Annotated in this window: 23 protein-coding genes and 1 pseudogene; 14 read left to right on the forward strand and 10 right to left on the reverse strand. The window is 63.5% G+C overall.

Annotation, left to right across the window (positions count from 1 at the left end; translation table 11 throughout):
- Positions 1 to 83: 83 nt before the first annotated feature.
- The 4 genes and pseudogenes from BLW71_RS05290 to BLW71_RS05310 all read left to right on the forward strand — a co-directional run.
- Positions 84 to 992 (forward strand): annotated as a pseudogene (locus BLW71_RS05290) (4-hydroxybenzoate 3-monooxygenase); the annotation flags it as partial.
- Positions 993 to 1,149: 157 nt separating this feature from the next.
- Positions 1,150 to 1,914 carry a ParA family protein gene (locus tag BLW71_RS05295; protein WP_091793816.1) on the forward strand — a complete coding sequence of 255 codons (765 nt, stop codon included), beginning with the start codon at positions 1,150 to 1,152 and terminating at the stop codon, positions 1,912 to 1,914.
- 133 nt (positions 1,915 to 2,047) lie between these two features.
- Entirely contained in the window at positions 2,048 to 2,689 is a 642-nt protein-coding gene (locus tag BLW71_RS05300) for a glutathione S-transferase family protein (protein ID WP_091793818.1), read from the forward strand.
- 626 nt (positions 2,690 to 3,315) lie between these two features.
- The gene (locus BLW71_RS05310) at positions 3,316 to 3,558 is read left to right on the forward strand and encodes a hypothetical protein (RefSeq protein ID WP_091793819.1); all 243 of its coding nucleotides are present in this window, start codon (positions 3,316 to 3,318) and stop codon (positions 3,556 to 3,558) included.
- A 51-nt stretch (positions 3,559 to 3,609) separates the two neighbouring features.
- On the opposite strand, the gene BLW71_RS05315 is transcribed toward BLW71_RS05310, so the two are convergent.
- The 3 genes from BLW71_RS05315 to BLW71_RS42135 form a co-directional block, all read right to left on the reverse strand.
- Complete coding sequence (locus BLW71_RS05315) at positions 3,610 to 3,858, reverse strand: hypothetical protein (protein ID WP_091800458.1); 249 nt, start codon at positions 3,856 to 3,858, stop codon at positions 3,610 to 3,612.
- 78 nt (positions 3,859 to 3,936) lie between these two features.
- Positions 3,937 to 4,338: a hypothetical protein gene (locus BLW71_RS05320; protein WP_091793821.1), complete on the reverse strand. Its 402-nt coding sequence runs from the start codon at positions 4,336 to 4,338 to the stop codon at positions 3,937 to 3,939.
- Between the two features lie 53 nt (positions 4,339 to 4,391).
- The gene (locus BLW71_RS42135) at positions 4,392 to 4,523 is read right to left on the reverse strand and encodes a hypothetical protein (RefSeq protein WP_286161937.1); all 132 of its coding nucleotides are present in this window, start codon (positions 4,521 to 4,523) and stop codon (positions 4,392 to 4,394) included.
- Positions 4,524 to 5,137: 614 nt separating this feature from the next.
- Between BLW71_RS42135 and BLW71_RS05325 the strand changes: the two genes are divergently transcribed.
- Complete coding sequence (locus tag BLW71_RS05325) at positions 5,138 to 5,950, forward strand: Crp/Fnr family transcriptional regulator (RefSeq protein WP_091793824.1); 813 nt, start codon at positions 5,138 to 5,140, stop codon at positions 5,948 to 5,950.
- 130 nt (positions 5,951 to 6,080) lie between these two features.
- Positions 6,081 to 7,013, forward strand: coding sequence for a TauD/TfdA dioxygenase family protein (locus BLW71_RS05330; RefSeq protein WP_091793826.1), 933 nt, complete (start codon positions 6,081 to 6,083; stop codon positions 7,011 to 7,013).
- A 56-nt stretch (positions 7,014 to 7,069) separates the two neighbouring features.
- Here the strand turns inward: BLW71_RS05330 and kdgR are convergent, their stop codons facing one another.
- From kdgR to kduI, 3 genes are all read right to left on the reverse strand, one after another.
- On the reverse strand, positions 7,070 to 7,957 hold the full coding sequence (kdgR, locus tag BLW71_RS05335) for a DNA-binding transcriptional regulator KdgR (protein ID WP_091793828.1): 888 nt from the start codon (positions 7,955 to 7,957) through the stop codon (positions 7,070 to 7,072).
- Between the two features lie 91 nt (positions 7,958 to 8,048).
- Complete coding sequence (gene kduD / locus BLW71_RS05340) at positions 8,049 to 8,819, reverse strand: 2-dehydro-3-deoxy-D-gluconate 5-dehydrogenase KduD (protein ID WP_091793830.1); 771 nt, start codon at positions 8,817 to 8,819, stop codon at positions 8,049 to 8,051.
- An 88-nt stretch (positions 8,820 to 8,907) separates the two neighbouring features.
- Positions 8,908 to 9,744: a 5-dehydro-4-deoxy-D-glucuronate isomerase gene (gene kduI / locus BLW71_RS05345; protein ID WP_091793832.1), complete on the reverse strand. Its 837-nt coding sequence runs from the start codon at positions 9,742 to 9,744 to the stop codon at positions 8,908 to 8,910.
- 303 nt (positions 9,745 to 10,047) lie between these two features.
- Between kduI and kdgT the strand changes: the two genes are divergently transcribed.
- Positions 10,048 to 11,064, forward strand: coding sequence for a 2-keto-3-deoxygluconate transporter (gene kdgT / locus BLW71_RS05350; RefSeq protein ID WP_091793833.1), 1,017 nt, complete (start codon positions 10,048 to 10,050; stop codon positions 11,062 to 11,064).
- Between the two features lie 222 nt (positions 11,065 to 11,286).
- Here kdgT and BLW71_RS05355 read toward each other — a convergent pair whose 3' ends face one another.
- Entirely contained in the window at positions 11,287 to 12,732 is a 1,446-nt protein-coding gene (locus BLW71_RS05355) for an NAD-dependent succinate-semialdehyde dehydrogenase (RefSeq protein WP_091793835.1), read from the reverse strand.
- Positions 12,733 to 13,180: 448 nt separating this feature from the next.
- Here BLW71_RS05355 and BLW71_RS05360 point away from each other — a divergent pair, with 448 nt between their 5' ends.
- The 4 genes from BLW71_RS05360 (at position 13,181) to BLW71_RS05375 (ending at position 17,237) form a co-directional block, all read left to right on the forward strand.
- Complete coding sequence (locus BLW71_RS05360) at positions 13,181 to 13,384, forward strand: cold-shock protein (RefSeq protein WP_007181784.1); 204 nt, start codon at positions 13,181 to 13,183, stop codon at positions 13,382 to 13,384.
- Positions 13,385 to 13,559: 175 nt separating this feature from the next.
- A complete protein-coding gene (hpnJ, locus tag BLW71_RS05365) occupies positions 13,560 to 14,981 on the forward strand; it encodes a hopanoid biosynthesis associated radical SAM protein HpnJ (protein ID WP_091793837.1) in 1,422 nt (473 codons plus the stop codon).
- A complete protein-coding gene (gene hpnI / locus BLW71_RS05370; RefSeq protein ID WP_091793839.1) occupies positions 14,978 to 16,138 on the forward strand; it encodes a bacteriohopanetetrol glucosamine biosynthesis glycosyltransferase HpnI in 1,161 nt (386 codons plus the stop codon). Before hpnJ ends, hpnI (BLW71_RS05370) begins: the two co-directional genes overlap by 4 nt.
- A 103-nt stretch (positions 16,139 to 16,241) precedes the next feature.
- The gene (locus tag BLW71_RS05375; protein WP_091793841.1) at positions 16,242 to 17,237 is read left to right on the forward strand and encodes a flippase-like domain-containing protein; all 996 of its coding nucleotides are present in this window, start codon (positions 16,242 to 16,244) and stop codon (positions 17,235 to 17,237) included.
- Positions 17,238 to 17,334: 97 nt separating this feature from the next.
- Here BLW71_RS05375 and BLW71_RS05380 read toward each other — a convergent pair whose 3' ends face one another.
- Together BLW71_RS05380 and BLW71_RS05385 are read right to left on the reverse strand one after the other, a co-directional pair.
- On the reverse strand, positions 17,335 to 18,738 hold the full coding sequence (locus BLW71_RS05380) for an ATP-binding protein (RefSeq protein WP_091793843.1): 1,404 nt from the start codon (positions 18,736 to 18,738) through the stop codon (positions 17,335 to 17,337).
- The gene (locus BLW71_RS05385; RefSeq protein ID WP_091793845.1) at positions 18,735 to 19,394 is read right to left on the reverse strand and encodes a response regulator; all 660 of its coding nucleotides are present in this window, start codon (positions 19,392 to 19,394) and stop codon (positions 18,735 to 18,737) included. The genes BLW71_RS05380 and BLW71_RS05385 overlap by 4 nt, the downstream gene beginning before the upstream one ends.
- A 329-nt stretch (positions 19,395 to 19,723) precedes the next feature.
- Between BLW71_RS05385 and BLW71_RS05390 the strand changes: the two genes are divergently transcribed.
- From BLW71_RS05390 to hpnK, 3 genes are read left to right on the forward strand one after another with little or no spacing between them, the layout of a single operon-like run.
- Positions 19,724 to 20,074, forward strand: coding sequence for a hypothetical protein (locus BLW71_RS05390; RefSeq protein ID WP_091793847.1), 351 nt, complete (start codon positions 19,724 to 19,726; stop codon positions 20,072 to 20,074).
- A 12-nt stretch (positions 20,075 to 20,086) separates the two neighbouring features.
- The gene (gene hpnI, locus BLW71_RS05395) at positions 20,087 to 21,361 is read left to right on the forward strand and encodes a bacteriohopanetetrol glucosamine biosynthesis glycosyltransferase HpnI (RefSeq protein ID WP_091793849.1); all 1,275 of its coding nucleotides are present in this window, start codon (positions 20,087 to 20,089) and stop codon (positions 21,359 to 21,361) included.
- The gene (gene hpnK, locus BLW71_RS05400) at positions 21,351 to 22,175 is read left to right on the forward strand and encodes a hopanoid biosynthesis-associated protein HpnK (RefSeq protein ID WP_177204975.1); all 825 of its coding nucleotides are present in this window, start codon (positions 21,351 to 21,353) and stop codon (positions 22,173 to 22,175) included. Before hpnI (BLW71_RS05395) ends, hpnK begins: the two co-directional genes overlap by 11 nt.
- A gap of 23 nt (positions 22,176 to 22,198) precedes the next feature.
- Here hpnK and BLW71_RS05405 read toward each other — a convergent pair whose 3' ends face one another.
- Positions 22,199 to 23,179: a LysR family transcriptional regulator gene (locus tag BLW71_RS05405; protein WP_091793853.1), complete on the reverse strand. Its 981-nt coding sequence runs from the start codon at positions 23,177 to 23,179 to the stop codon at positions 22,199 to 22,201.
- Positions 23,180 to 23,196 lie beyond the last annotated feature (17 nt).

Here is a 23,196-nt window from a genome sequence, read left to right on the forward strand (position 1 = left end):
CTATCCACCGTATCGCGTTGCGCGATATAGCGCGTAGTCGCGAAACTGAGTGCAAATCTAACGCCGCATTCAGGAGACAATTCATGCGCACTCAAGTCGGCATCATCGGTGCCGGGCCTGCGGGGCTGCTGCTTTCCCATCTTCTTCAATTGCGTGGTATCGACTCCGTCGTGCTGGAGTCGCGTGCTCGCGATCAGATCGAATCCACCATCCGCGTCGGCGTGCTTGAACAAGGCACGATGGACCTGTTGACCGAAGCCGGTGTCGGCGCCCGCATGAAGGCCGAAGGCGCGCTGCATCACGGCTTCGAGCTGGCGTTCGAAGGCAAGCGGCGCCGCATCGATCTGACCGGACTCACAGGGCATTCGATTACGGTCTACGCACAGCACGAAGTGATCAAGGATCTCGTCGCGGCACGTATGGCCGACGACGGCAAGCTGCGTTTCAGCGTGTCGGACACGTCGATTTACGGCATCGATACCGACCAGCCGTCGATCCGTTATCGCCACGAGGGTGAAGCGTACGAATTGCAATGCGACTCCGTGATCGGCTGCGACGGTTCGCAGGGCGTGTCGCGCGCGTCGATTCCGCAGACATTGCGCAAGGATTTTGAACGTGTGTACCCGTTCGGTTGGTTCGGTATCCTGTGTGAAGCGCCGCCGTCATCGGATGAATTGATCTACGCGCGTCACGAACGCGGCTTCGCGCTGATCAGCACGCGCTCGCCGAACGTGCAGCGCATGTACTTCCAGTGCGACCCGAAAGACTCGGTGGAGAATTGGTCCGACGACCGGATCTGGGCGGAACTGCATGCACGAGTCGATTCGCACGATGGCCGACAAATCGTCGACGGCAAGATCTTTCAGAAGAACATCGTCGCCATGCGCAGTTTCGTGTCGAACACCATGCAACATGGCAGGCTCTTTCTGGCGGGCGACGCGGCGCATATCGTGCCGCCCACCGGCGCGAAGGGTATGAATCTGGCGGTGGCGCGCGCACAAAGCATCCGGCCGTCGCACACTCACGCATAGATGAAATCTTTCCCGGCGAATGCAGCGGGACGAAACGACAGCGGCTTATGTCCGCGCTGTCATTTTGCCGGGGTATGCTCTCCCTTTAGTGTGTTCTTCGAAAAAGGGGCAGAGGCAAATGCGGCGTGTCATATTCAACCAGAAGGGCGGGGTGGGCAAATCGACCATCGTGTGCAACCTGGCGGCCATCAACGCCAGCGAGAACCTGCGTACGCTGGTTATCGATCTCGACCCTCAGGGTAACTCCAGCCAGTATCTGCTTGGCAAAGAGGCCCGCGATCTCAAGCCCAACGTCGCGGACTTCTTCGAAACGGCCTTGAGTTTCAGCTTCAGACCGACGCCGGTCTCGACGTTCATTCACCGCACGCCGTTCGAAAACCTCGACGTGATGCCCTCTCATCCGGATCTCGACACGCTTCACGGCAAGCTGGAGTCGCGCTACAAGATCTACAAGCTGCGTGACGCGTTGAACGAACTGGACGAGTACGACGCGATTTACATCGATACGCCTCCGGCATTGAATTTCTATACCCGCTCCGCGCTGATTGCGGTCGAGCGCTGCCTGATTCCTTTCGACTGCGACGATTTTTCCCGCCGCGCCCTGTATACGCTGCTCGACAACGTCAAGGAGATTCAGCAGGACCATAACGCCGGCCTGGAAGTCGAAGGTATCGTGATCAACCAGTTTCAGCCGCGCGCAAGCCTGCCCCTTCAACTGGTCGAGGAGCTGATCAGCGAGGGCTTGCCTGTGCTGGAGTCGCGATTGTCGACTTCGGTGAAGATTCGCGAGTCGCATCAGTACGCGAAGCCGATGATTCACTTCGACCCGCGTCACAAACTCGCCCATGAATTCATGGCATTGCATCGGGAGCTGATTGGATAGTCTCAGGCATGCCTCGCTAGTCACGCGTGTCCGGATGGCTTTCGCGACTGAAGAATGAATCCGTTGATCATTCCGTTCGGCGGGCTCGTGAATGTGATAATCGGGCACGTTCACTCGCTAACGAGGTAATGCAATGCAGGTCTATGGCAGACGCAGTTCGATCAACGTGCAAAAAGTGCTGTGGTGTCTCGCTGAACTGGGTTTCGCAGAAGGGCGGGAATTTTCGCGGATCGATGCCGGGCTCGAGTTCGGCGTGATCGACACGCCGCCGTATCGTGCGCTCAATCCGAACGGGTTGGTGCCCACGCTCGTGGATGGTGAGTGCGTGCTGTGGGAGTCGAATACGATCGTGCGCTATCTGGCCGCGAAACACGACGCGCAAACCTTGTTGCCGTCCGAACCCGCTGCGCGTGCCGATGTCGAGCGCTGGATGGACTGGCAACTCGGCACGCTCTGGGCAACGTTGCGCGTCGCGTTCCTCGGTCTGACGCGAGTGCCGGAGGAGCAACGCGACTATGACGCCATCGAGCGTTCATATCGCGAAGCAACGCGACTTCTAGGCATTGCGGACGCTGTCCTCGCGAAACACGACTATCTCGCGCAGGATCGCTTTACCGTGGCCGATATCGGAGTCGGCCTCGCGGCGCACCGCTGGGTGCATCTCGCGGAACGGTTTGCCGACGTGCTCCAGGCGCCGCAGCCCTTGCCTTCGCTGGACCGCTGGCTTCAGGCGGTCAAGGGCAGGCCGGCTTTTTCCGTGGCGGTCGCTCCCTGATTGGGCGTGAGGCGTGGCGCATATGCGCCTCACTCGATCAAAGTGTCGCGAATAGGCCGACCATAATCGCGCCGAATAGAATCCATTTGAATATGTAGTACGTTGGCCGATGCCATGCCTTTAGACGCTTTCCAACCCGTCGCACGGCATACAGATAGTTGAAAATGCGATTCAGAAACCCAATGCGATTTCCGGCTTCGTTCGGCGAGGCTGCCGTGCGAAGCTGAATGGCGGAAAACATCCGATTGAACGCGGCCGCCCAGCGAAAATACATTGTTCGGAGTGGAGAGGCGTTCGGAATGGAGACCGGGGCCGAGTCGCCGCACTCGCTGAAGCGACCGGGCCTGCGTGGTATAGCGCTCTGAATGACTGCTGCTCCGCAAAACAGGCACTGTGCGCGCCATGCAGAACAGTCCCCGCGTCCGAGCAGAGAAAGTAGCGTTTTTCAAGCAAATGCCTTTAGAAAACACCGGCTGCCCAACCGTTTTTCATTGTAGTGGCAGCAGCAACAGTGAATTCAGGATTGTCGGATTTATCCCGCCGCGTCGGGCACCTACACTGTATTCACCGCTGCAACAACAGCCCCATCCGCAGCGCGTAGAAAGACAATCTCTGGAGGTGGTTTCATGAAGTCGCTCATTCAAGCTGTTGCTATCGCCGTTGTTCTTGCCGCGCCGGTAGCATCGTTCGCCCAGTCGTCCAATGACGCCGCGTCGCAAGCCGTGCAAGCGCAGGCCTCGGGCCAGCAACAATCGGCTCAAACGGACAAGAGCGGTTATGGCTCAGGCAGCCGTGGCACGTGGCAAGCGGGTTATGGTAACGACACGACGGTGAGTTCGTATTCGCCGCCGATCCGCAACATTCGTTAAGCAAACGACGAAGCGCGCGGCGAACAGATCGCCGCGCGGGCGGATTGTTTTCTATGGCGCGCGCAACAGGGTCATTTCGTTGTGCAGCAGCGCCAGCAGATCATCATTACTAGGCCGCGTGCCCCAGTGCCGCGCGCCCGCCACTGACGCAATCGCGATCCACGAGTGAGGTGGAAACCATTCGCGCAGCAGTGTGCCATCCTGACGCAAACACAATTGGCCGGTCTGCTCGCTGTATTCGGCGCAGATCAGCGTGTCGTTGATTTGTGCGGTGACTCGGAGTGGATCGCTGCGTAGCACAATGTTGCTCCCGCGGATTAGGTGGCGCCAATGCGTGCGCGGCACGGTCGCGTCATCAACGCGAGCGTGCCGCGTGCATCAATGATCGCCGTGACCGTGACCGTAGCCGCGTTCGTCGCCGCGATCATCGCCATGGCCATGCCAGCCGTTATCGTGACCGCGCCAGTCGCCGTGCGGACCACGCGCCTCGTGCCATTCGCGTCCGTCGCGGTGACGCTCTTCCCACTCGCGCCGCTCCCAGTAGCGGCGGCCGTCGTAATAGCGCTCGCCGTACCAGCCCGGACTCACCACGACCACCGGCGGAGCCGGAGCGTAAACCGGCGGCGGGGGCGGGGCATACACGGGTTCGGGCGCGTAAGCGACCCCGGGAATGCCGATGTTCACACCCACATCGACGTGGGCCAGCGCGACTGACGATGCGCCGATTCCGAGTCCCGCAACGATCGCCATGGACAGCCAGCGGTTTCGTGATTTGTTCATGTTGTATTTCCCGCTTCTACGATAGTGAGTGGAAAGTCTTGTGTGGCTCGCGCTCAATAGCGGTCGCGATCGTGATAGCGATAATGGTCATGATCGTGGTAACCGCCCTCGGGGACGACGATGCAACCGCTCAATGCACCGCCGAGCGTGACGGCGAGAATGGCCAGCGCGAAAATTCTTTTCATGACGTTGCTCCTGTTTCCTTGTGACCCGAACTCTACTGACCGGCCGTATTTCCGGTGTGTTTGTGTGTAACAGGACGTGTCGATAGGCGCGTGTGGCGACAACGCGTGTACCGCGTAAGGGGCGCACGCCAGAGCCTGGTGAGAAGAGGGCGGATTATGCGGCGATCGGCGCGCAAGCCATTGAACGCACTGCAAATACAGCGTGATGGTCGACCCTTGCGCAAAGCGCTGCGGGCCGATCGGCGTGTGGATCGGCGGCACCCGGTCTCGTGGCGGGCAGGATTACCGCATCCATGCCGTACGGATACATTCAGTTGCAGACTAAGTTGCTGACCGGCGCTGTTGGCCGATTGAATCGCTCCGGTCGATTGATGATCCGCCGAAACATTGCGCGTGAGTGTCAGGACGTGGACAGTCGCCATTGGCGCCCGGCATGCGTAGCGACACGATTACGTCGATATCGACGCGGTGACGTCCGCGCGCGAACCTGGAACGTCGCGCGTGATAAGCACATGAAAAACAAGTCTTTTACGCGCGTGGCCAAGACTGGTTAGATCACGGGATCGACTGTCCGTCGGTCGATCCCGTTCAATCGCATTTCTTGCCGGTCAGCCATGAGCACACTTACCGAAGCGTTCACGCCGGATGCCGCGGCGCTCGCCGCGCGCCGGATGCCCTCGCGTGCTGCACCATTGGAGTGGTCGCGGCGCGACGGCCGCATGCTCGACGCCGATCTGCGCGAGGCGATCCACGCGGCCTTCACCGCGAACCCGTGCCTGAAGAGTTGGCCTGCCCACGCGATCGACGCGCTGTGCGACGCCGGCCACCTCCGCACGTGGACCAACGGCGAGTTGATTTTCGCGCGCGACGAGCCGTGCGACGACATTCAGGTGGTACTGTCCGGCGCGATCGAAATGAGCTGGACCAACGCGGCCGGCGTCCGCGCGGTGGCGGTGTATATGTGGCCGAACGAGGTCATCAATTTCATTCCGGTTCTGGACCGGCGCGGTTCGATGCATGATCAGCGCGCGCACGGTTCGACCACGCTGTTCCACATTCCCGGTCAAGCGCTGTTCGATCTGTTCGCCCGCGAGCCGGTGCTGTTGCGCAACGTGCTGGATCTGATCTGCCTGCGCAGCCGCGCACTGCACGGCCGCATGGGCAAGACGGCGCTGGCGGGTTTTCGCGCGCGCATGGCGGACCAGTTGCTCGCGCTCACCGAGTGGCATGGCAGACGAACGGAGCGGGGCGTCGAGTTGACGATCAGACTCTCGCAGGAGGATCTCGCGGCCTTGCTTGCCGCGTCACGGCAGAGCGTCAACAAGGAACTGCGCTGGCTGGTGCGCAACGGTATCGTCGACGTGCGTTATAGCCGTCTGACCGTGATCGACATGAAGGCGCTGCGCGAACTGAGCGAGGCCGCGTGAGAAAACTGATAACGATATAAAAAGCGCTTCTATCAAGTGTCCAAAGCGCGATAGATTCGCGGCGCCCACCCTGTCGATAATGACTCGTCGATTCAGACCTGTCCTGTCCTCAAACCGGGAGTTGCATCACATGTCGAACCTCAGTCTCGCGACGTCCAACGCACTGGACATTCATCCCGTCACTGGCCGCATCGGCGCGGAAGTTCGCGGCGTACGGCTGTCCGGCCAGCTCGAGCCCGCAACGCTCGAAGCCATTCGCGCGGCGTTGCTGCGTCACAAGGTGATCTTTTTCCGCGGCCAGACGCACTTGCAGGACGCCGACCAGGAAGCGTTCGCCAAGCTGCTCGGCGAGCCGGTTTCGCATCCCACGGTGCCGGTGGTGGACGGCACGGACTATCTGCTCGAACTCGACTCGCATCGCGGCGGCCGCGCGAATTCATGGCATACGGATGTGACCTTCGTCGATGCCTATCCGCAAGCGTCGATCCTGCGCGGCGTGACGATTCCGGAAGTAGGCGGCGACACGGTATGGGCCAACACGGCCACCGCCTATGACGATCTGCCGCCGCCACTCAAGGCGCTCGCCGAACAATTGTGGGCCGTGCACAGCAACGAATACGACTATGCGAACCACGCGAACGTCGGCGAGCGCGGGCGCGATACCGAGGCGTTGAAACGTTACCGCGAGGCGTTCGTGTCCACGCGCTACGAGACCGAGCATCCGGTCGTGCGCGTGCATCCGGAATCCGGCGAAAAGACCTTGATTCTCGGGCACTTCGTGGAGAGTTTCGTGGGCCTCACGCCGAGTGCGTCGGCGCATGTGCTCGAACTGCTGCAAGGCTACGTGACGCGGCTGGAGAACATCGTGCGCTGGCGCTGGCAGACTGGCGACGTGGCGATCTGGGACAACCGCGCGACCCAGCACTACGCGGTCAACGACTATGGCGACGCCCACCGGGTGGTGCGGCGCGTCACGCTGAAAGGCGATGTGCCGGTCAGCGTCGACGGCCGCCGCAGCTTCACGCGCAGTGTCGAACCGAGACCGGCGGCGAAGGCGGCCTGAGGGTCGTGCTCACCTCGATTGCTCGCGAGTGGTTTCGTTCAGCGCGTATGGCGCGGCTATTCAGTGGCGAGGTGCGCCGGCGCGGTTGTTTCCCGATAGCCGAGCCGCGTCGAGATCGCGAGGCCCGACTTTCTGAGCAGCGCGACGTAGTGCGACTTGGTGTCGGCGCCGCAACGCATGGTCGGAAATGAAATGGACAAACCGGCGATCACGCGGCCGAAGCGGTCGAACACCGGCACGGCGAGACACTGCAGGCCTTCTTCCTGTTCCTCGTTATCCTCGCCGTAACCCTGCTCGCGCACGCGCGGCAGAATGCTGAGCACGGCTTCGGCGGAGGCAAGCGTCTTTTGCGTCGACTTGCGGAATTCGACGTGGGAAAGCACTTCGCGCGCGTCGGCCGGTTCCATCCACGCGAGCAGCACCTTGCCGATCGCCGTGCTATGCAGCGGATTGCGCCGGCCGATGCGCGATTGCATGCGCAGCCCGTAATCGGCGTCGATCTTGTGAATGTAGATGATGGCGTCTTCGTCGAAAGCACCCAAGTGCACCGCCTCGCGCGTCGCCGCGCCGATGCGGCGCATCTCGACGTCGGCCTCGCGGACCAGATCGACGCTTTCCAACGCTTTCGCGCCGAGTTCGAACAGGCGGATGGTCAGCCGGTAGCGCTCGGTTTCCACTTCCTGCGTCACGTAGCCGAGCGCCTTCAACGTCTGGATCACGCGATGCACGGTAGTCTTCGACATGCCGAGCCGCTGCGACAGTTCGCTGATGCCGATCTGTCCGCTGTCGCCGATCGCGCCGAGAATGGCGAAGACCCGGCCGATCGACGAGGCCGATTCGCCCTTGTCGCAAACCATGCCGCCCACGCCGCCGAAGTCGGCGTTCTCCGCGTCCTGTACGTGGGCGGGGGCGTCGTCCTTGCGCTGTTTGCCTGTTGCTGCCATTGCCTTCTTCCCTGTCTATGCGTTGCCGCGCCGCCAACGCGCGTGTCGGCGACGCGCCGAGAGCATACCGCGTCCCGCGCGCGCTGCCGAGTCAACGCGCGAGCCAGCCGCCGTCCACCGCCAGTGTATGCCCGTGCACATAGTCCGAAGCGGATGACGCGAGGAACACGACCGGGCCCGCCAGGTCTTCCGGGGTGCCCCAACGGGCGGCCGGAATGCGGCCGAGAATCTCGTCGTTGCGCTGCGCATCGTCGCGCAAGGCCGCCGTGTTCGCAGTCGCCATGTAGCCTGGCGCGATCGCATTCACATTGATGCCTTGCGCCGCCCATTCGTTCGCGAGCAACCGCGTGAGCCCGAGCACGCCGCTTTTCGATGCCGTATAGGAGGCCACCCGTATGCCGCCCTGAAACGACAGCATCGACGCGACATTGATGATCTTGCCACCGCTTCGCTGCTTGACGAACTGCCGCGCGGCGGCCTGCGAGAGAAAGAACAGGCTCTTCAGATTGACGTCCACGACCGCGTCCCAGTCGGCTTCGGTGAAATCGAGCGCGTTCTCGCGGCGGATGAGGCCCGCGTTGTTCACCAGCACGTCGATGCGGCCGAAAGCCTCGACCGCGGCGCGCACGATGTCCTCGACCGGCGCGATCGAGCCGAGATCGGCGCGCACGTCCGCGAAGCGTCGGCCGGTTGCGGCCACGCGCGCGGGCGTGTCGCCGGCGTCGGCCCGGCTCACGCCGACAATGTCGCAGCCGGCGTTTGCCAGCGCGAGCGCCATGGCCGCGCCAAGGCCCGTGTTGCTGCCGGTGACGATGGCGACGCGGCCGGTGAGATCAAAGGTGTTCACGGTATTCAAGCCCATGTCGTGCGCCGGGAGTTCCTGACGCGAGAGAAGCAGTGAAGCGAGCAGCAAAACAAGCGGTTGAAAAGCGGGCGAAGAAAGCGGCCCGTCAACGCAAGTCCCCAACGGCGATGTGATCCATGTCGCTGAACACCTGGTTTTCTCCGACCATGCCCCAGATGAACGTGTACGCCTGCGTGCCGACGCCGGAGTGAATCGACCAGCTCGGCGAAATCACCGCCTGCTCGTTGTGCACGAGAATGTGCCGCGTCTCGTTCGGCTCGCCCATCATGTGAAAGACGGCGGCGTCGGCGGCGACGTTGAAATAGAAATACACCTCCATGCGGCGTTCATGCGTATGGCACGGCATGGTGTTCCACAGGCTGCCCGGTTCGAGCTTCGTCATGCCCATGGACAGCTGGCAGGTGGGCAGCACTTCGGGAACGATGAACTTGTAGATGGTGCGGCGGTTGCTCGTGGCGGGGTCGCCGAGCGTTTGCGGCGAGGCTTGCGCCAGCGTTATCGTGCGGGTCGGATACGACGTGTGCGCGGGGGCGCAGTTCAGGTAGAACTTCGCGGGGCGCGTGGCGTTGTCGCTGCCGAAGGCGATGGCCTGCGCGCCTTTGCCGATGTAGATCGCCTCTTCATTGCGCACCGTATGGCGCGTGCCGTCCACATCGACCCAGCCGTCGCCGCCGATGTTGATCGCGCCGAGTTCGCGCCGCTCCAGCAGATAACTCACGCCGATTGCCTTGCCGAGCGAGCCGGGCACTTCGACCGCTCGCGCCACCGGCGACACGCCGCCGACGATGATCCGGTCGATATGGCTATAGGTGAGTTTCAACGCATCGCGCTCGAACACCTGATCGACCAGAAACGCCTGGCGCAGCCCTGCGGTGTCGAGCGTCTTCGCGTATTCGCTGTTGATGGCCTGTCTCACTTCCATGGTGCTTTCTCCGCTCGGTTGGCGCGCCTTGCCGTCTCTCCAGGCAGGCGCCGTTCTGGGCTCGACTGTAGCGCAGAAATGCAGTCCCGGAACAGTGGTCCGAAAATAGTGCAATGCGTCACCATGACTGGCAAGGGTTTCAGAAGACGCACGGGTAAACGATAAACGCAAATTTCGATAGAAACGGAACGGCGTTCCTGAGGCGGTGCTATATTGCGCCGAAAGGGAGCAGCCCGGCTAAGAACGGGACATTACCCCGGGTGATCCACCCGATAACTGGACGCAAAAGTCCACGGAGGAGGCATGAAGCTCAAGAAGGCCATCGACCGCATTCCTGGCGGCCTGATGCTGGTGCCATTGCTGCTCGGCGCCTGCGTCCACACGTTTGCGCCGGGCGCGGGCAAGTACTTCGGGTCGTTCACCAATGGGTTGATTACCGGCACCGTGCCGATTCTGGCGGTGTGGTTCTTCTGCATGGGCGCGACCATCGATCTGCGGGCGACCGGCACCGTGCTGCGTAAATCCGGCACGCTGCTGGTGACGAAAATGATCGTGGCATGGATCGCGACGATCGTCGCCTCGCACTTCATTCCGATCGACGGCGTCAAGGCGGGGCTCTTCGCCGGACTTTCGGTGCTGGCGATCACGACCTCGATGGACATGACCAACGGCGGTCTCTACGCGGCCGTGATGCAGCAATACGGAACCCGGGAAGAGGCGGGCGCGTTCGTGCTGATGTCGGTGGAATCCGGGCCGCTCGTCAGCATGATCATTCTCGGCGCGACCGGCGTGGCGTTCTTCGAACCGCGCCTGTTCGTCGGCGCGGTGCTGCCGTTTCTGATCGGCTTTGTGCTGGGTAATCTGGATGGCGAATTGCGCGAATTCTTCGGCCGTTGCGTGCATCCGCTGATCCCGTTTTTCGGCTTTGCGCTCGGTAACGGCATCGACCTCGGCGTGATTGCGAAAAGCGGCGTGCCGGGAATCGTGCTGGGTCTGGGCGTGATCGTGGTGACCGGTATTCCGCTGATTCTCGCGGACCGCTGGATCGCCGGCGGCAATGGAGCGGCGGGGCTGGCGGCTTCGTCGACGGCGGGGGCCGCGGTGGCCAATCCGGCGATCATCGGCGAGATGATTCCGAGCTTCAAGCCGCTGGTGCCCGCCGCAACCGCGATGGTGGCGACGGCCTGTCTCGTGACGGCGATTCTGGTGCCGATCCTCACGGCGCTGTGGGTGCGCCGGCATCATGCGCGCGACGCGTTGCGCGAGGAGTTCGCGGCGGCAAGCTCACCGCCGCTCAATGAGCGGGACGTGCATGTGTAGGGCGGGGTGAAGCCAGCTCGCTTGCGTTCCTGATAGACGTAAGCGGGGTCAGGCGTCAGCGGGTCGCGCGATTGCTCTGTGGTTGCTTGCGCTTGCGGGTAGTGGCTGCCGGTTCGCCCGTGCTCATGACAATAAAAAAAGTCCGCGAGCGACGGCTCACGGACCCGGTGCAGTGTAATGAAGCGTTGGCGGAAGGCGGCGAAAATGCCGCCTGCGCGAACCTTAGACCGCCATCACAGATACGGCCTTGGTGACCAGGTAGCCTTCCATCGCTTCCGGGCCGCCTTCTGAACCGTAGCCCGAATCCTTCACGCCGCCGAACGGCATTTCCGGCGACGGCGTAGCCGGCTGGTTGATCCACAGCATGCCGACTTCCAGTTGCTGCGACAGCAGATGCACATTGGCGAACGACTTGGTGAACGCGTAGCCGGCGAGACCGTACGGCAGACGGTTGGCTTCGGCGATCGCTTCTTCCAGTGTGTCGAAGCCGCGGATCGCGGCGATCGGGCCGAACGGCTCGTTGTTGAACACGTCGGCTTCGAGCGACACGTTGGTCAGCACGGTCGGTGCGAAGAAGTTGCCTTCCGAGCCTACGCGCTCGCCGCCCGTTTCCACCTTGGCGCCGGTTTTGCGGGCGTCGTCGAGCACCTTGCTCATTGCCGTCAGACGGCGCGCGTTGGCGAGCGGCCCGAGAGTCGTGCCCTCGGCAAGCCCGTCGCCCAGCTTGAGGCCTTCAGCGTGCTTGACGAGCGCCGCGGCGAATTCCTCGCGGATGCTGTTGTGCACGAGAAAGCGCGTGGGCGAGATGCATACCTGACCGGCATTGCGAAACTTCGCACCACCTGCGGCCTTCACGGCGAGCGCCACGTCGGCGTCTTCGGCCACGATGACCGGCGCGTGACCGCCCAATTCCATCGTCGCGCGCTTCATGTGTGCGCCGGCCAACGCCGCCAGTTGCTTGCCGACCGGCGTCGAGCCGGTGAACGTGACCTTGCGGATCACCGGATGCGGAATCAGGTAGCTGGAGATTTCAGCCGGGTCGCCGAACACGAGGCCGACCGTACCCGCCGGCACGCCGGCTTCGACGAAGGCCTGCAGCAGCGCTGCCGGCGACGCCGGGGTTTCTTCCGGCGCCTTGACGAGGAACGAGCAGCCGCACGCGAGCGCGGCGCTCAGCTTGCGCACCACCTGGTTGACCGGGAAATTCCACGGCGTGAACGCCGCCACCGGGCCGATCGGCTCCTTGAGCACGAGTTGCTGCGCCGCGAGGTTGCGCGACGGCACGATGCGGCCGTAGACACGGCGGCCTTCGTCGGCGAACCATTCGATGATGTCCGCCGCCGCCAGCACTTCGACGCGCGCTTCGGCGAACGGCTTGCCCTGTTCCTGCGTCATCAGGCGGCCGATATCCGACGCACGCTCGCGCACCAGGGCGGCGGCGCGGCGCATGGTGTTGGCGCGCTCGTTGGCCGGCACTTTGCGCCAGGCTTCGAAGCCGCGCTGCGCGGCGGCCAGCGCCCGGTCCAGATCGGCAATGCCGGCGTGCGCCACTTTGCCGATGGCCTGGCCGGTGGCCGGGTTGATGACGTCGAGGGTCTTGCCGCTGGCGGCGTCGCACCACTCGCCGTTGATCAGAAGTCGGGTATCGGTATAGCTCGAATTGGCCATGCTGGGGTTCCTGTATATGGGAAAACGACAGGCCGCGCGCGCGTGAAACATGGGGCTGAATCTGCGCGGGCCCTGGATGGACTGCCGATACCAATCATCTTATCTGATTGTGCAAAATCGCACCGACGGCCGGCCCGGCCGCGCCGCGCGGCACGCGTCTTGCGGCGCGGCTGGCGCGACAGCGGGAAACTGCCCAAAGCGGTGCCGCGCAAAGAAGCGTAGAGTCGAACAGCAGTGGCGGGAACCGGCGCGGACCCGCGGCCGTGGATGGTGCTGGAGGCCGGCTCGGGCAGGCAAAAGCAGAGAAAAGCAGGGAAAAAGCCGGCTCGATCAGGCGAAAGCAGTACGCAAGGCGGTACGCGAAGCAGCGCGTTAGGCAACGTTCGCAGCGGCGAGCGAAACCCGGCGAATGCAGCCCAATCAACCCAGATGCACACGAGGAATCGACATGCCAACCGGTACAGTGAAATGGTTCAATGACGCGAAAGGCTTTGGCTTCATCACCCCCGACGACGGCGGTGAAGATCTGTTCGCTCACTTCTCGGAAATTCGTTCCGAGGGTTTCAAGTCCTTGCAGGAAAACCAGAAGGTCAGCTTTGAAATCAAGCAGGGACCGAAGGGCAAGCAGGCGGCGGATATCAAGCCGGTCTGAACTGAAAGGCCGGTTCGCGCGTGACAGGCGCGCGGCCGGCCGGTACTTTCCTTAAGGTTTCCTTCAGCTTTGCTCCGTAGTATTTGCGCGATTACCCGCCGCCCGGTGGGCAAAAGTTCCGATTTTTTGTCGTTACTGAACAGAAAGCGCCAATACAAGGCTTGCTGGAGCATCCATGAAAACCCTGTTCTTGCAGGCGCCGTCGTACGACGGCTTCGATGGTGGCGCGGGTTCGCGCTATCAGGCCAAACGCGAAGTCCGCTCGTTCTGGTATCCGACGTGGCTTGCGCAGCCCGCGGCACTCGTGCCCGATAGCCGCGTGCTCGATGCACCGGCAGATGGTCTGTCGGTGGATCAAACGCTCGACATTGCGCAGCAATACGATCTGGTGGTGATCCACACCAGCACGCCGTCCTTTCCGACCGACGCCCTGTTCGCCGAAGACCTGAAGAAGCGCAAGCCGTCGGTTTTGATCGGCATGGTGGGCGCGAAGGTCGCCGTCGATCCTCACAATTCGCTGGTTGCCACCGAGGCGATCGATTTCCTCTGCCGCGAAGAATTCGACTTCACCTGTCAGGAAGTGGCCGAAGGCAAACCGTTCTCGCAGATCAAGGGCCTCAGCTATCGCGCCGCCGACGGTTCGATCGAGCACAACGAAGCGCGCGCAATCCTCGAAAACATGGACGAGCTGCCGTTCGTGGCGCCCATCTACAAGCGCGATCTGAAGATCGACAACTACTTCATCGGCTATCTGAAGCATCCGTACGTGTCGATCTACACGGGCCGCGGCTGCCGCTCGAAGTGCACGTTCTGCTTGTGGCCACAAACCGTGGGCGGCCACCGCTACCGCACGCGCTCGGTCGAGAATGTGCTGGCCGAAGTGAAGTGGATTCGCGACAACATGCCCGAAGTGAAGGAGATCATGTTCGACGACGACACGTTCACCGATTTCAAGCCGCGCGTCGAGGAAATCGCCCGCGGTCTTGGGAAACTGGGCGTGACGTGGTCGTGCAACGCGAAGGCGAACGTGCCTTACTCGACGCTGAAGATCATGAAGGAAAACGGCCTGCGCCTGCTGCTGGTCGGCTACGAATCCGGCGACGACCAGATTCTGCTGAACATCAAGAAGGGGCTGCGCACGGATATCGCGCGCCGTTTCAGCGACGATTGCCGCAAGCTCGGCATCAAGATTCACGGCACTTTCATTCTCGGTCTGCCCGGCGAGACGCAGGACACGATCCAGAAGACGATCGAATACGCCAAAGAGATCAATCCGCACACGATCCAGGTGTCGCTCGCCGCGCCGTATCCCGGCACCAGGCTCTACAACGAGGCCGTTGAAAACGGCTGGCTCGAAGAGAACAAGGTGATCAACCTCGTCAGCAAGTCGGGCGTGCAACTCGCGGCGATCGGCTATCCGCATCTATCGCGCGACGAGATCTATAACCAGCTCGAACGCTTCTATAAGCATTTCTATTTCCGGCCGTCGAAGATCTGGGAAATCCTGCGCGAGATGCTGACGAGCTGGGACATGATGAAGCGGCGCTTGCGTGAAGGCGTCGAATTCTTCCGTTTCCTGCGCGCCCGCCAGGCGTGAGCGCCGCGCATCTGGCCGCCGTCACGCTCGCCTGCGCGTGCGCGGCGGGCGCGGTCCTCGGCATCGGCTACACCGCGCTCGCCGGTGTGCTGATCGGACGGTTCTTCAAACGCGCGGTGTCCGAGCCGACCGACTTCGTGCCGGTTACCATAGTGAAACCGCTGCACGGTAACGAGTGGGCGCTGCTCGACAATCTCTCGAGCTTCTGCCGGCAGAACTATCCGGGGCCCGTGCAGTTTCTGTTCGGCGTGCACGACTCCGCCGATCCCGCGCTGCAAGCCGTCGACGAATTGCGGCGCCTGCATCCCGAAGCGGACATCACCGTAGTGGCCGATGCGCGCCTCTATGGGCCGAACCGCAAGATCAGCAACATCCTCAATATGCTGCCGCAAGCGCGGCACGACGTGCTCGTCTTCGCCGACAGCGACGTGAGCGTCGGAGCGGACTATCTGCGCCACGTGATAGGCGAATTGCAGAAGCCCGGCGTCGGACTCGTCACCTGTGCGTATCGCGGACAGCCCGATCCCGGTTTCTGGCCGCGCCTGTCGGCCAAGGCGACCAACTATCAGTTCCTGCCAGGCGTCGTGACGGGCCTCGCGCTCGGGCTCGCGCGCCCGTGCTTCGGCCAGACGATCGCGATGCGGCGCGATACGCTCGACAACATCGGCGGCCTGACGCCGTTCGTGCGGCATCTGGCGGAAGATCACGCAATCGGTGAAGCGGTGCGGCTGACCGGCGAGAAGGTGGTGATTCCGCCGTTCACCATCTCGCATGCCTGCGTCGAATCGAGCGCGGCACAGTTGATCGAGCACGAGTTGCGCTGGAGCCGCACGATCCGCCGCATCGATCCGCTCGGCCATCTCGGCTCGGCACTGGTTCATCCGTTCGCGTTCGCGTTGCTCGCGGTCATCTTCTCGGCGGGCGGCTGGTGGGCGTGGTCGCTCGCGCTGGCCGCCGTAGGCGCGCGGCTTGCCCTGAAGCTGCTGTCCGATCGCGCGTTGAAGCAGGCGCATCGTGACCTGTGGCTGCTGCCAATATGGGATATCGTATCGTTTGCGATTTTCGTCGCGAGCTTCTGGTCGTCGCGCGTGATCTGGCGAGGCTTCAGCTTCAAGGTGGACGGCGACGGCCTGTTGTCGGCGGCGCAGGACGAATGACGGACGAAGGGCAGCCTGGATCGGCAATGATGAGTCGTATTTTCGAAGCAGCTTTCAAACGCGAAGCAACGCGCCAGAAGCGCGCGTACGAGGTGGGCGCGTGATGAAACACCTCGGCCGCGTCGCCGCGCTAGTTGGCCTGCTGGTCTCGCTCTGGCTCGTCTGGCAGGATAATCCCGCCGCCGTGCTCGGCGCGCTGCGCGCGGCCGGCGTGGGACTGCTGCTGGCTGCGCTCGCCCACGTGCTGCCGATGCTCGCCAATGCGTGCGACTGGCGTTCGCTGATTCGCGGCGCGAACCGTCCGGGCGTGTTCCAGATGCTGCACCTCGTGTGGGTGCGCGAATCGGTCAACAGCATGCTGCCGGTGGCGCGCATCGGCGGCGAAGTAGTGTCGTTTCGCATGCTCAGGCGTTGGGGCGTGCGGCCGTCCACGGCGGTGGGCAGCATCATCGTCGACATGCAGCTCACTGTGATCAGCCAGCTGCTCTTCACGATGGTCGGCATCGGCTTCCTGTTCGCGCACGCGCATTCCGACACGCTGCGGCTCGCCGGACAACTGGCATGGGGCGTGGTGGTGCTCACGCCGCTCCTCGTGCTGTTCTCGCTCGTGCAGCACGCCAGTCCGTTCGAGCGCATCACGCGCACACTCAATCATATGACGAGCGGCAAGCTCGCCGCGCTGGTCGGACAGTCGGCGCAGATCGATCAGGCCATCAAGCTGATCTGGCGCAGGCGTGGCGTGGTGGTGCGTTATCTGTTTTTCTGGCAACCGTTGCAGTGTTTCCTCACGTCGCTGGAAATCTGGCTCGCGCTGTACTTTCTCGGCGTGCACGTCACGCTCGTCGAAGCGGTGGTGATCGAATCGCTGATCCAGGCGATCAGCAGCGCGGCCTTCTTCGTGCCGGGCGGGCTCGGCGTGCAGGAGGGCGGCTTCATTCTGATCGGCGGCGCGCTTGGCCTCGATCCCTCCACCTGTCTCGCGCTGGCCGGCGCACGGCGCATTCGCGACCTCGTGATGTTCGTGCCGGGGCTGGTTGCGTGGCAGTTCGCGGAGTCGTCGAATCGGGCGCCGCAGCGAGCCTTCGAGCGCGCACCTTAGCGAGACGAACGGACAGGGCGCGCGGACGGCGTGGCGCGTATAGCGAGCAACTGCGGGTGAGGGGGACGGCGCGCCGTCAGCTCGCGTCGCGATCTTCTCAGCTCATCTGAGCATAGGCGGGAAACGACACCTCGACCGTGAGGCCTCGTTCGCCAATGCCCGCACCCAGACGCAGGCTCGCGCCGAAGTGCTCCGCGATCCGCGCAACAATCGACAGACCCAGCCCGCTGCCGGTGGCCTGATTGCCGGTCGCGCGAAAGAAACGATTCGTCAGACGGTCGAGATCGTCGGGCGCGACGCCGGGGCCGTCGTCGCGTACGCTCACCTGCACGCGGTCTTCGGCGTGCTGCACGGCTACTTCTATGTTGCCGCCGGCGCGGCCGTACTTGATCGCGTTATCGAGCAGATTGTCGAGCAGTATGCCGATCAGCACGGGCTCCGCGTTGATCTCGGCGCGCATGTCGCCCTTGAGCATGACGTGAATGTTTTTCTGCTGGGCGTTGCGCTCGTTGGCGAGCAGCGCGTCTTTTGCCACCACGGCGGGTTTGAGCGGCGCCGTCGACATGGTTTCGTGCGCGTCCAGACGCGCGAGCAGCAGCAATTGCTCCGCGAGCCGCGCGCTGCGATCGACGCCTTGCACCACGCGTTCCATTGCCAGCCGTTGCCGCGCTTCGTCCGTTTCGGCCAGTGCGACCTGTGCCTGCACCTTGATCGCGGCCAGCGGCGTTTTCAGTTCATGAGAGGCGTCGGCGGTGAACGCGCGCTCGCGCTCCAGCGAGTGCAGCAAACGCGAGAGCAGCAGATTGATCGCATCGACGAGCGGTCGCACCTCGGTCGGCGCGCGGCCGATATCGACCGGTTCCAGCCGGTTCACGCCGCGCGTACGGATCGCACCCGAGAGCACCCGGAGCGGCGCGAGGCTCCAGCCGATGCTGAACCACACCAGCACCGCCAGCACCGGCAGCGCGATCAGCGTGGGGCGGGCGATCCGGCTCGCGACGCCGCTCACCAGGTCGCTGCGCGTGTTGGCCGGTTCGAAGACGCGCACGGTGTGGCCGAGCAGCGTGTCGCGCAAGGTGAACGAGTGATACATCTGGCCGCCGAGCGTGATGTCCCGCGCGCCGCTCGCGGCCGGCACCGGAAGATCCCATGCGTTGAGCGCGCGCAATTGCGGGCTGCCCGCCAGCACTTCGCCGTTCGCGCCGCGCACCTGAAAGAGGGCGTCGCGGGGCAGCGAATCGTCGTCGTCACTGTCGTTGGCGCCGGGATCACCGCCTTTTTCTTCTTCGCGCACGTCGATGCGCGCGTTGGCGAGCGTGGTCAGATTGCGCTCATCGAGCAGCGCGAGAATCTGCGCGAGTTCGGCGAGCCGCGCCCCTTCCCATTCGCTCACTTCGCGGACGGCCTGGCGATAGCTCGACACGAGCGCAATGCCCCACATCAGCACGATGCTCGCGAGAACCAGCAGCACGAGCCGCCGGCGGATCGACGCGCCCATCATTCTTTCTCCACCACGTAGCCGATATTGCGCACCGTCTTGATCAGCTTCGCGCCGAGCTTCTTGCGCAGATTGGACACGTGCACCTCGATCGCGTTGCTCTCGATTTCTTCCTGCCAGCCATACAGGCTTTCTTCAAGACGCGAACGCGACTGCGGTATGCCCTGGTTGGTCAGCAACTGCATCAGGATGGCCCATTCGCGCGAGGTGAGCGGCACGCGTTTCGCGCCCACTTCGACGGTTTGAGCGGCCGGATTGACCGTCAGGTCCTGATAGCGGATCTGCTCGACGCTGCGGCCTTGCGCACGGCGCAGCAGAGCCCGGCAGCGCGCGATCAGCTCGGTCAGGTCGAAAGGCTTGCCGACGTAGTCGTCGGCACCCGCTTCGAGGCCATCGACCCGGTCGACCACCGTGCCCCGCGCGGTCAACACCAGCACCGGCACGTGCTTGCCCGAATCGCGCAGCCGTTTGAGCAGATCCATGCCCGATACGCGCGGTAACCCGAGATCGAGCACCACCAGCGCGTACGCGGTGGTGTCGAGCGCGAGACCGGCCTTGTGGCCGTCGCGGGCCCAGTCGACCGTGAAGCCGGCTTGGCGCAGTCCTGCTTCGACACCGCAGCCAATCAGATCGTCGTCTTCTACGAGGAGTACGCGCATGGGTCCATTCATTCCATTCGATGTTTTTTGCATGGCGGCCGGCAGGTCAAGTCAGGTGTCGAACCGCAGCCCGAAGTTTAACCATGCTGTTCATAACACGCTTTATACGCCTTCTTCCTTAAGGTTTCCTTCAGCTTGACTCGCTACTATCGGCCATCAACAGATCCTTGTGGCGGCGCCATTGCAAGCACGCGGCCTCGCGTCTGTTGCAACGTCTTTGCAGTTCAATCGTAGGCATCTCGATGGAATGGACGGTCGGCCGTTTTTCGGGCCGACGGGTCGCGCCGAGGCAAGGCGCCAGGCATTTCGTCAGGCAACGAGACCGAGTCATGAAGCCAGTCACCCTCGATATGCTGCGCGCCCACCTGCTGGTGGCTTCGCTTACGGCCATGGGCGCGGAGTTGCTCGTGTGCCTCGGGCTGCTGGTGTGGCCGGTTTCGGAGCACGCCTTCGGTTCCACGCCGTTCCGGCTTTTGGCCGTGGCGGTGATTGTCAGCGGTGTGATCGTCACGCGCCAGTTCGCGCACGCCGCTTTCGACTTCGCTCTGCAGGGTCATTACGCCACAGGCGCCGGCCGGCCCGCACGGTCTGTCGCGGTCGCCTCGAACTGTCCGCGGCGCTGGCTCGTGATTCTTCATCTGCGCCTGACCGGCAGACCGTTCGTGCTCGCCGAGCATTGACGGAATGGGACGATGGCGGCGCACGCATTAACAGCATGCCAATGGGTCCTGCTCGGCGGATGCGTCGGCGCTTCGCTGTACGCGCTGCTGGCGGCGGTTGCGATGCCGTTTTTCGCCTCTCGCCGGCGCGTAGCGGGTAGTCCTGCTCAAGGCGCTTCGCGCAACTCGCATGCGTTGTATCCCTTCAAACATGTCGGTGTCAGCGTGCTCAAGCCGCTGTGCGGCGCCGAGCCACGGCTCTACGAAAATCTGCGGACCTTCTGCGAGCAGCGCCATGGATACTTCCAGCTGGTGCTCGGCGTGTCCTCGCCCGACGACCCGGCCATTGCCGTGGTCCGCCGGCTTCAGGCGGCCTATCCATTGCACGACATCGAACTCGCGATCGATACGCGCGTGCACGGCAGCAATCTCAAGGTCAGCAATCTGATCAACATGGCGGAGCGGGCCCGCCATGAGGTGATCGTGATCGCCGATAGCGACATTGCCGTCGAAGACCATTATCTAGACAGCGTGGCCGCGCCGCTCGCGGATCCGCGCGTGGGCGTGGTCACGTGTCTTTACGTGGCCCAAGGTGTCGGCGGTTTCTGGCCGCGCGTGGGCGCGCTCTTCATCAACGAATGGTTCGCGCCGTCGGTGCGTGTCGCGCACGCGGCCGGTTCGCGCAGTTTCGGCTTCGGTGCGACGCTCGCTTTGCGGCGCGCGACACTCGAGCGCATCGGCGGTTTCGAGGTGCTGAAAAACTGTCTCGCGGACGATTACTGGCTGGCCGAACACGTGCGCGCCCTCGGGCTGCAGACCGTACTCTCGCGCGTGATCGTGGCCACCGACGTGATCGAGCCGACGTTCTCCGCGCTGTGGCAACGCGAAACGCGCTGGCTGCGCACGATCCGCTCGGTGAACCCGCTCGGCTTCGCGTTCCTCTTCATCACCTTTCCCACGCCCTGGCTGCTGACCGGCGCGTGGCTCACCGCCAGCCTTGCTGCGAATACGTCCCATGCGGCCCACGTGTGGGCCGAACTCACGTGCGCAACCAGCACGACGATCGGCCTCGCTGCCCGTCTGCTGTTGCATTGGCGCTCCGCGCGTCATGGGCGTACTTTCTGGCGTGATCTGCCGCTCGTGCCCTTGCGCGATGCCTTGCTGGCGTTGCAGTGGCTGGCGGGCGCGTTCGGCTCGCACGTGGTGTGGCGCGGTGCGCGCGTGCCCGTCGAGACTTCCACGTCGAGGGCGGCACGCGGCGGCGCGATGAACGTGATGGATGTCGCGGAGGCGTCCGATGGTCGCTAAGCCGCGCGGACTCATCGTGACCGCCGACGATTTCGGACTGCACGCGCGCGTGAACGAGGCGGTCGAGCGCGCGCATCGCGACGGCGTGCTCAGCGCCGCGAGCCTGATGGTCGGCGCGCCGGCCGCCGGCGACGCGGTGGCGCGCGCCCGTGCGTTGCCGCAACTGCGGGTCGGTTTGCATCTGGTGCTGGCTGACGGCGTCGCGAGCGCGCCGCGCGAGCGGATTGCGGCTTTGGTCGACGAACATGGCCGCTTTGGCAGCAACATGGTGTGGGACGGCGTGAGGTTCTTTTTCTTGCCGCACGTGCGCAAGCAGCTTGCGCGGGAAGTTCGCGCGCAGTTCGAGGCCTTCGCGAACACCGGTCTGACGCTCGATCATGTCAACACCCACAAGCACTTTCATTTGCACCCGACGGTGCTCGGGCTGATTCTGGAAATCGGCCGCGAATACGGAATGAAGGCCATGCGCTTGCCGTTCGAAGCGAATGCGCCGCCATGGTTGCGGCCGTGGATCGCGCGGGTCGAGGCGCGTCTGGATCGCGCGGGCATCGCGCATAACGATTATGTGGTGGGGATCGCGGATAGCGGGCGGATGGACGAGGCGGCGTGGCTTGCGGCGCTCGCCGATCTGCCGCATGGGGTGGGGGAGATTTATTGCCATCCGGCGGTGGCGGGCGAGCGGGCGTTGAGCGACGGCATGCGCGATTACCGGCACGAGGCGGAATTGCAAGCGCTGTTGTCGGCGAAGGTTGCCATGGCGATTCGCGCGGCGGGAGTGCGGGTCGGCGGGTTTGGGGATGTGCTGGCCGGGTAGTTTTGCGGTCGGCGCTAAAGGGCCTAATGTTTCCCGGACGAAAGCGCCGGAGGTGGCTCGCTCGACGCATCTCCAGACGGGGGACTCAGCGTCGCGTCCAGTTCCGACGCGCTCGACACCTGGCGCAATTCATCGGCGATGATCGACACCAGCGCATCCGCCGCGGCGCTCAACGGGCGTCGCGGATGGGTCACGCACACGATATGCCGCACGATGCGCGGCGCGAGAATGGGGTAGGCGCGCAGGCTGCCCTGGCGCACCCCGCGCTGCACGGCGATACGCGGCAGGATGGTTGCGAAGTGGGTACTCTCCACCAGTTTCACGATCGTGCTCAACACGTCGATCTCGAAGCGCGGCGCGAGCAGCACGTCTTCATGCTGTGCAGCCGTATCGAGCACGCCCCGCAAGCCGTGACGCTTGGTCGGCAGCACCAGTTCCAGTTCCGGCAGTTGCGCGAGTTCGATCGCGTGCGGCAACTCGGGTCCGTGCTCGGCGCTCGTCACCAGCACCATTTCCTCGTCGAGCAAGGGCTGCGCGTCGAGTGAGAGACGTGCGCGCGGTTTGTTGATCAGCGCCGCGTCGAGCTGGCCGCCCGCCACCCAGTCGATGAAAGTCGCGCTGTAGCCGTCCGCCACGGTCACTTCGACATGGGGGTAACGCGCATGGAAACGCGACAGCGCATCGGCCAGCACGCTTTCCGTGACCGATGCGATCAGCCCGATCGACACATGCCCGGTCACCACCTCGTCGCGCTGCACGAGTTGCTGACGGGCATGCGCGAGATCGCGCATGATCGGCAGAAACAGCCGGTACATCAGCCGGCCGGCCGCTGTCGGCGCCATGCCGTGCGCGTTGCGCTCGAAGAGCTGCTGGTGCAGTTCGTCCTCGAGTTTGGCAATCTGCATGCTGAGCGCGGGCTGCACGATGTTCAGGCGTTTTGCCGCCCGCGTGACCGAACCGTCCTCGAAGAGCGCGATGAAATACTGGATTTGCCTGAGGTCCATGTTGGTATGAATAAAAC

Source organism: Burkholderia sp. WP9 (assembly GCF_900104795.1).
Taxonomy (GTDB): domain Bacteria; phylum Pseudomonadota; class Gammaproteobacteria; order Burkholderiales; family Burkholderiaceae; genus Paraburkholderia.

Excerpts from the sequence above, each read along its gene's own strand:
- BLW71_RS42135 (WP_286161937.1), bottom strand. The coding sequence starts at position 4,523 with ATGAAAAGAATTTTCGCGCTGGCCATTCTCGCCGTCACGCTCGGCGGT.
- BLW71_RS05380 (WP_091793843.1), bottom strand. The coding sequence starts at position 18,738 with ATGATGGGCGCGTCGATCCGCCGGCGGCTCGTGCTGCTGGTTCTCGCG.
- hpnI (WP_091793849.1), top strand. The coding sequence starts at position 20,087 with ATGGCGGCGCACGCATTAACAGCATGCCAATGGGTCCTGCTCGGCGGA.
- BLW71_RS05360 (WP_007181784.1), top strand. The coding sequence starts at position 13,181 with ATGCCAACCGGTACAGTGAAATGGTTCAATGACGCGAAAGGCTTTGGC.
- BLW71_RS05295 (WP_091793816.1), top strand. The coding sequence starts at position 1,150 with ATGCGGCGTGTCATATTCAACCAGAAGGGCGGGGTGGGCAAATCGACC.
- BLW71_RS05330 (WP_091793826.1), top strand. The coding sequence starts at position 6,081 with ATGTCGAACCTCAGTCTCGCGACGTCCAACGCACTGGACATTCATCCC.
- BLW71_RS05390 (WP_091793847.1), top strand. The coding sequence starts at position 19,724 with ATGAAGCCAGTCACCCTCGATATGCTGCGCGCCCACCTGCTGGTGGCT.
- hpnJ (WP_091793837.1), top strand. The coding sequence starts at position 13,560 with ATGAAAACCCTGTTCTTGCAGGCGCCGTCGTACGACGGCTTCGATGGT.
- BLW71_RS05300 (WP_091793818.1), top strand. The coding sequence starts at position 2,048 with ATGCAGGTCTATGGCAGACGCAGTTCGATCAACGTGCAAAAAGTGCTG.
- kduI (WP_091793832.1), bottom strand. The coding sequence starts at position 9,744 with ATGGAAGTGAGACAGGCCATCAACAGCGAATACGCGAAGACGCTCGAC.
- kdgT (WP_091793833.1), top strand. The coding sequence starts at position 10,048 with ATGAAGCTCAAGAAGGCCATCGACCGCATTCCTGGCGGCCTGATGCTG.
- BLW71_RS05310 (WP_091793819.1), top strand. The coding sequence starts at position 3,316 with ATGAAGTCGCTCATTCAAGCTGTTGCTATCGCCGTTGTTCTTGCCGCG.
- BLW71_RS05325 (WP_091793824.1), top strand. The coding sequence starts at position 5,138 with ATGAGCACACTTACCGAAGCGTTCACGCCGGATGCCGCGGCGCTCGCC.
- BLW71_RS05320 (WP_091793821.1), bottom strand. The coding sequence starts at position 4,338 with ATGAACAAATCACGAAACCGCTGGCTGTCCATGGCGATCGTTGCGGGA.
- kduD (WP_091793830.1), bottom strand. The coding sequence starts at position 8,819 with ATGGGCTTGAATACCGTGAACACCTTTGATCTCACCGGCCGCGTCGCC.
- hpnK (WP_177204975.1), top strand. The coding sequence starts at position 21,351 with ATGGTCGCTAAGCCGCGCGGACTCATCGTGACCGCCGACGATTTCGGA.
- BLW71_RS05385 (WP_091793845.1), bottom strand. The coding sequence starts at position 19,394 with ATGCGCGTACTCCTCGTAGAAGACGACGATCTGATTGGCTGCGGTGTC.
- BLW71_RS05355 (WP_091793835.1), bottom strand. The coding sequence starts at position 12,732 with ATGGCCAATTCGAGCTATACCGATACCCGACTTCTGATCAACGGCGAG.
- kdgR (WP_091793828.1), bottom strand. The coding sequence starts at position 7,957 with ATGGCAGCAACAGGCAAACAGCGCAAGGACGACGCCCCCGCCCACGTA.
- BLW71_RS05405 (WP_091793853.1), bottom strand. The coding sequence starts at position 23,179 with ATGGACCTCAGGCAAATCCAGTATTTCATCGCGCTCTTCGAGGACGGT.
- BLW71_RS05375 (WP_091793841.1), top strand. The coding sequence starts at position 16,242 with ATGAAACACCTCGGCCGCGTCGCCGCGCTAGTTGGCCTGCTGGTCTCG.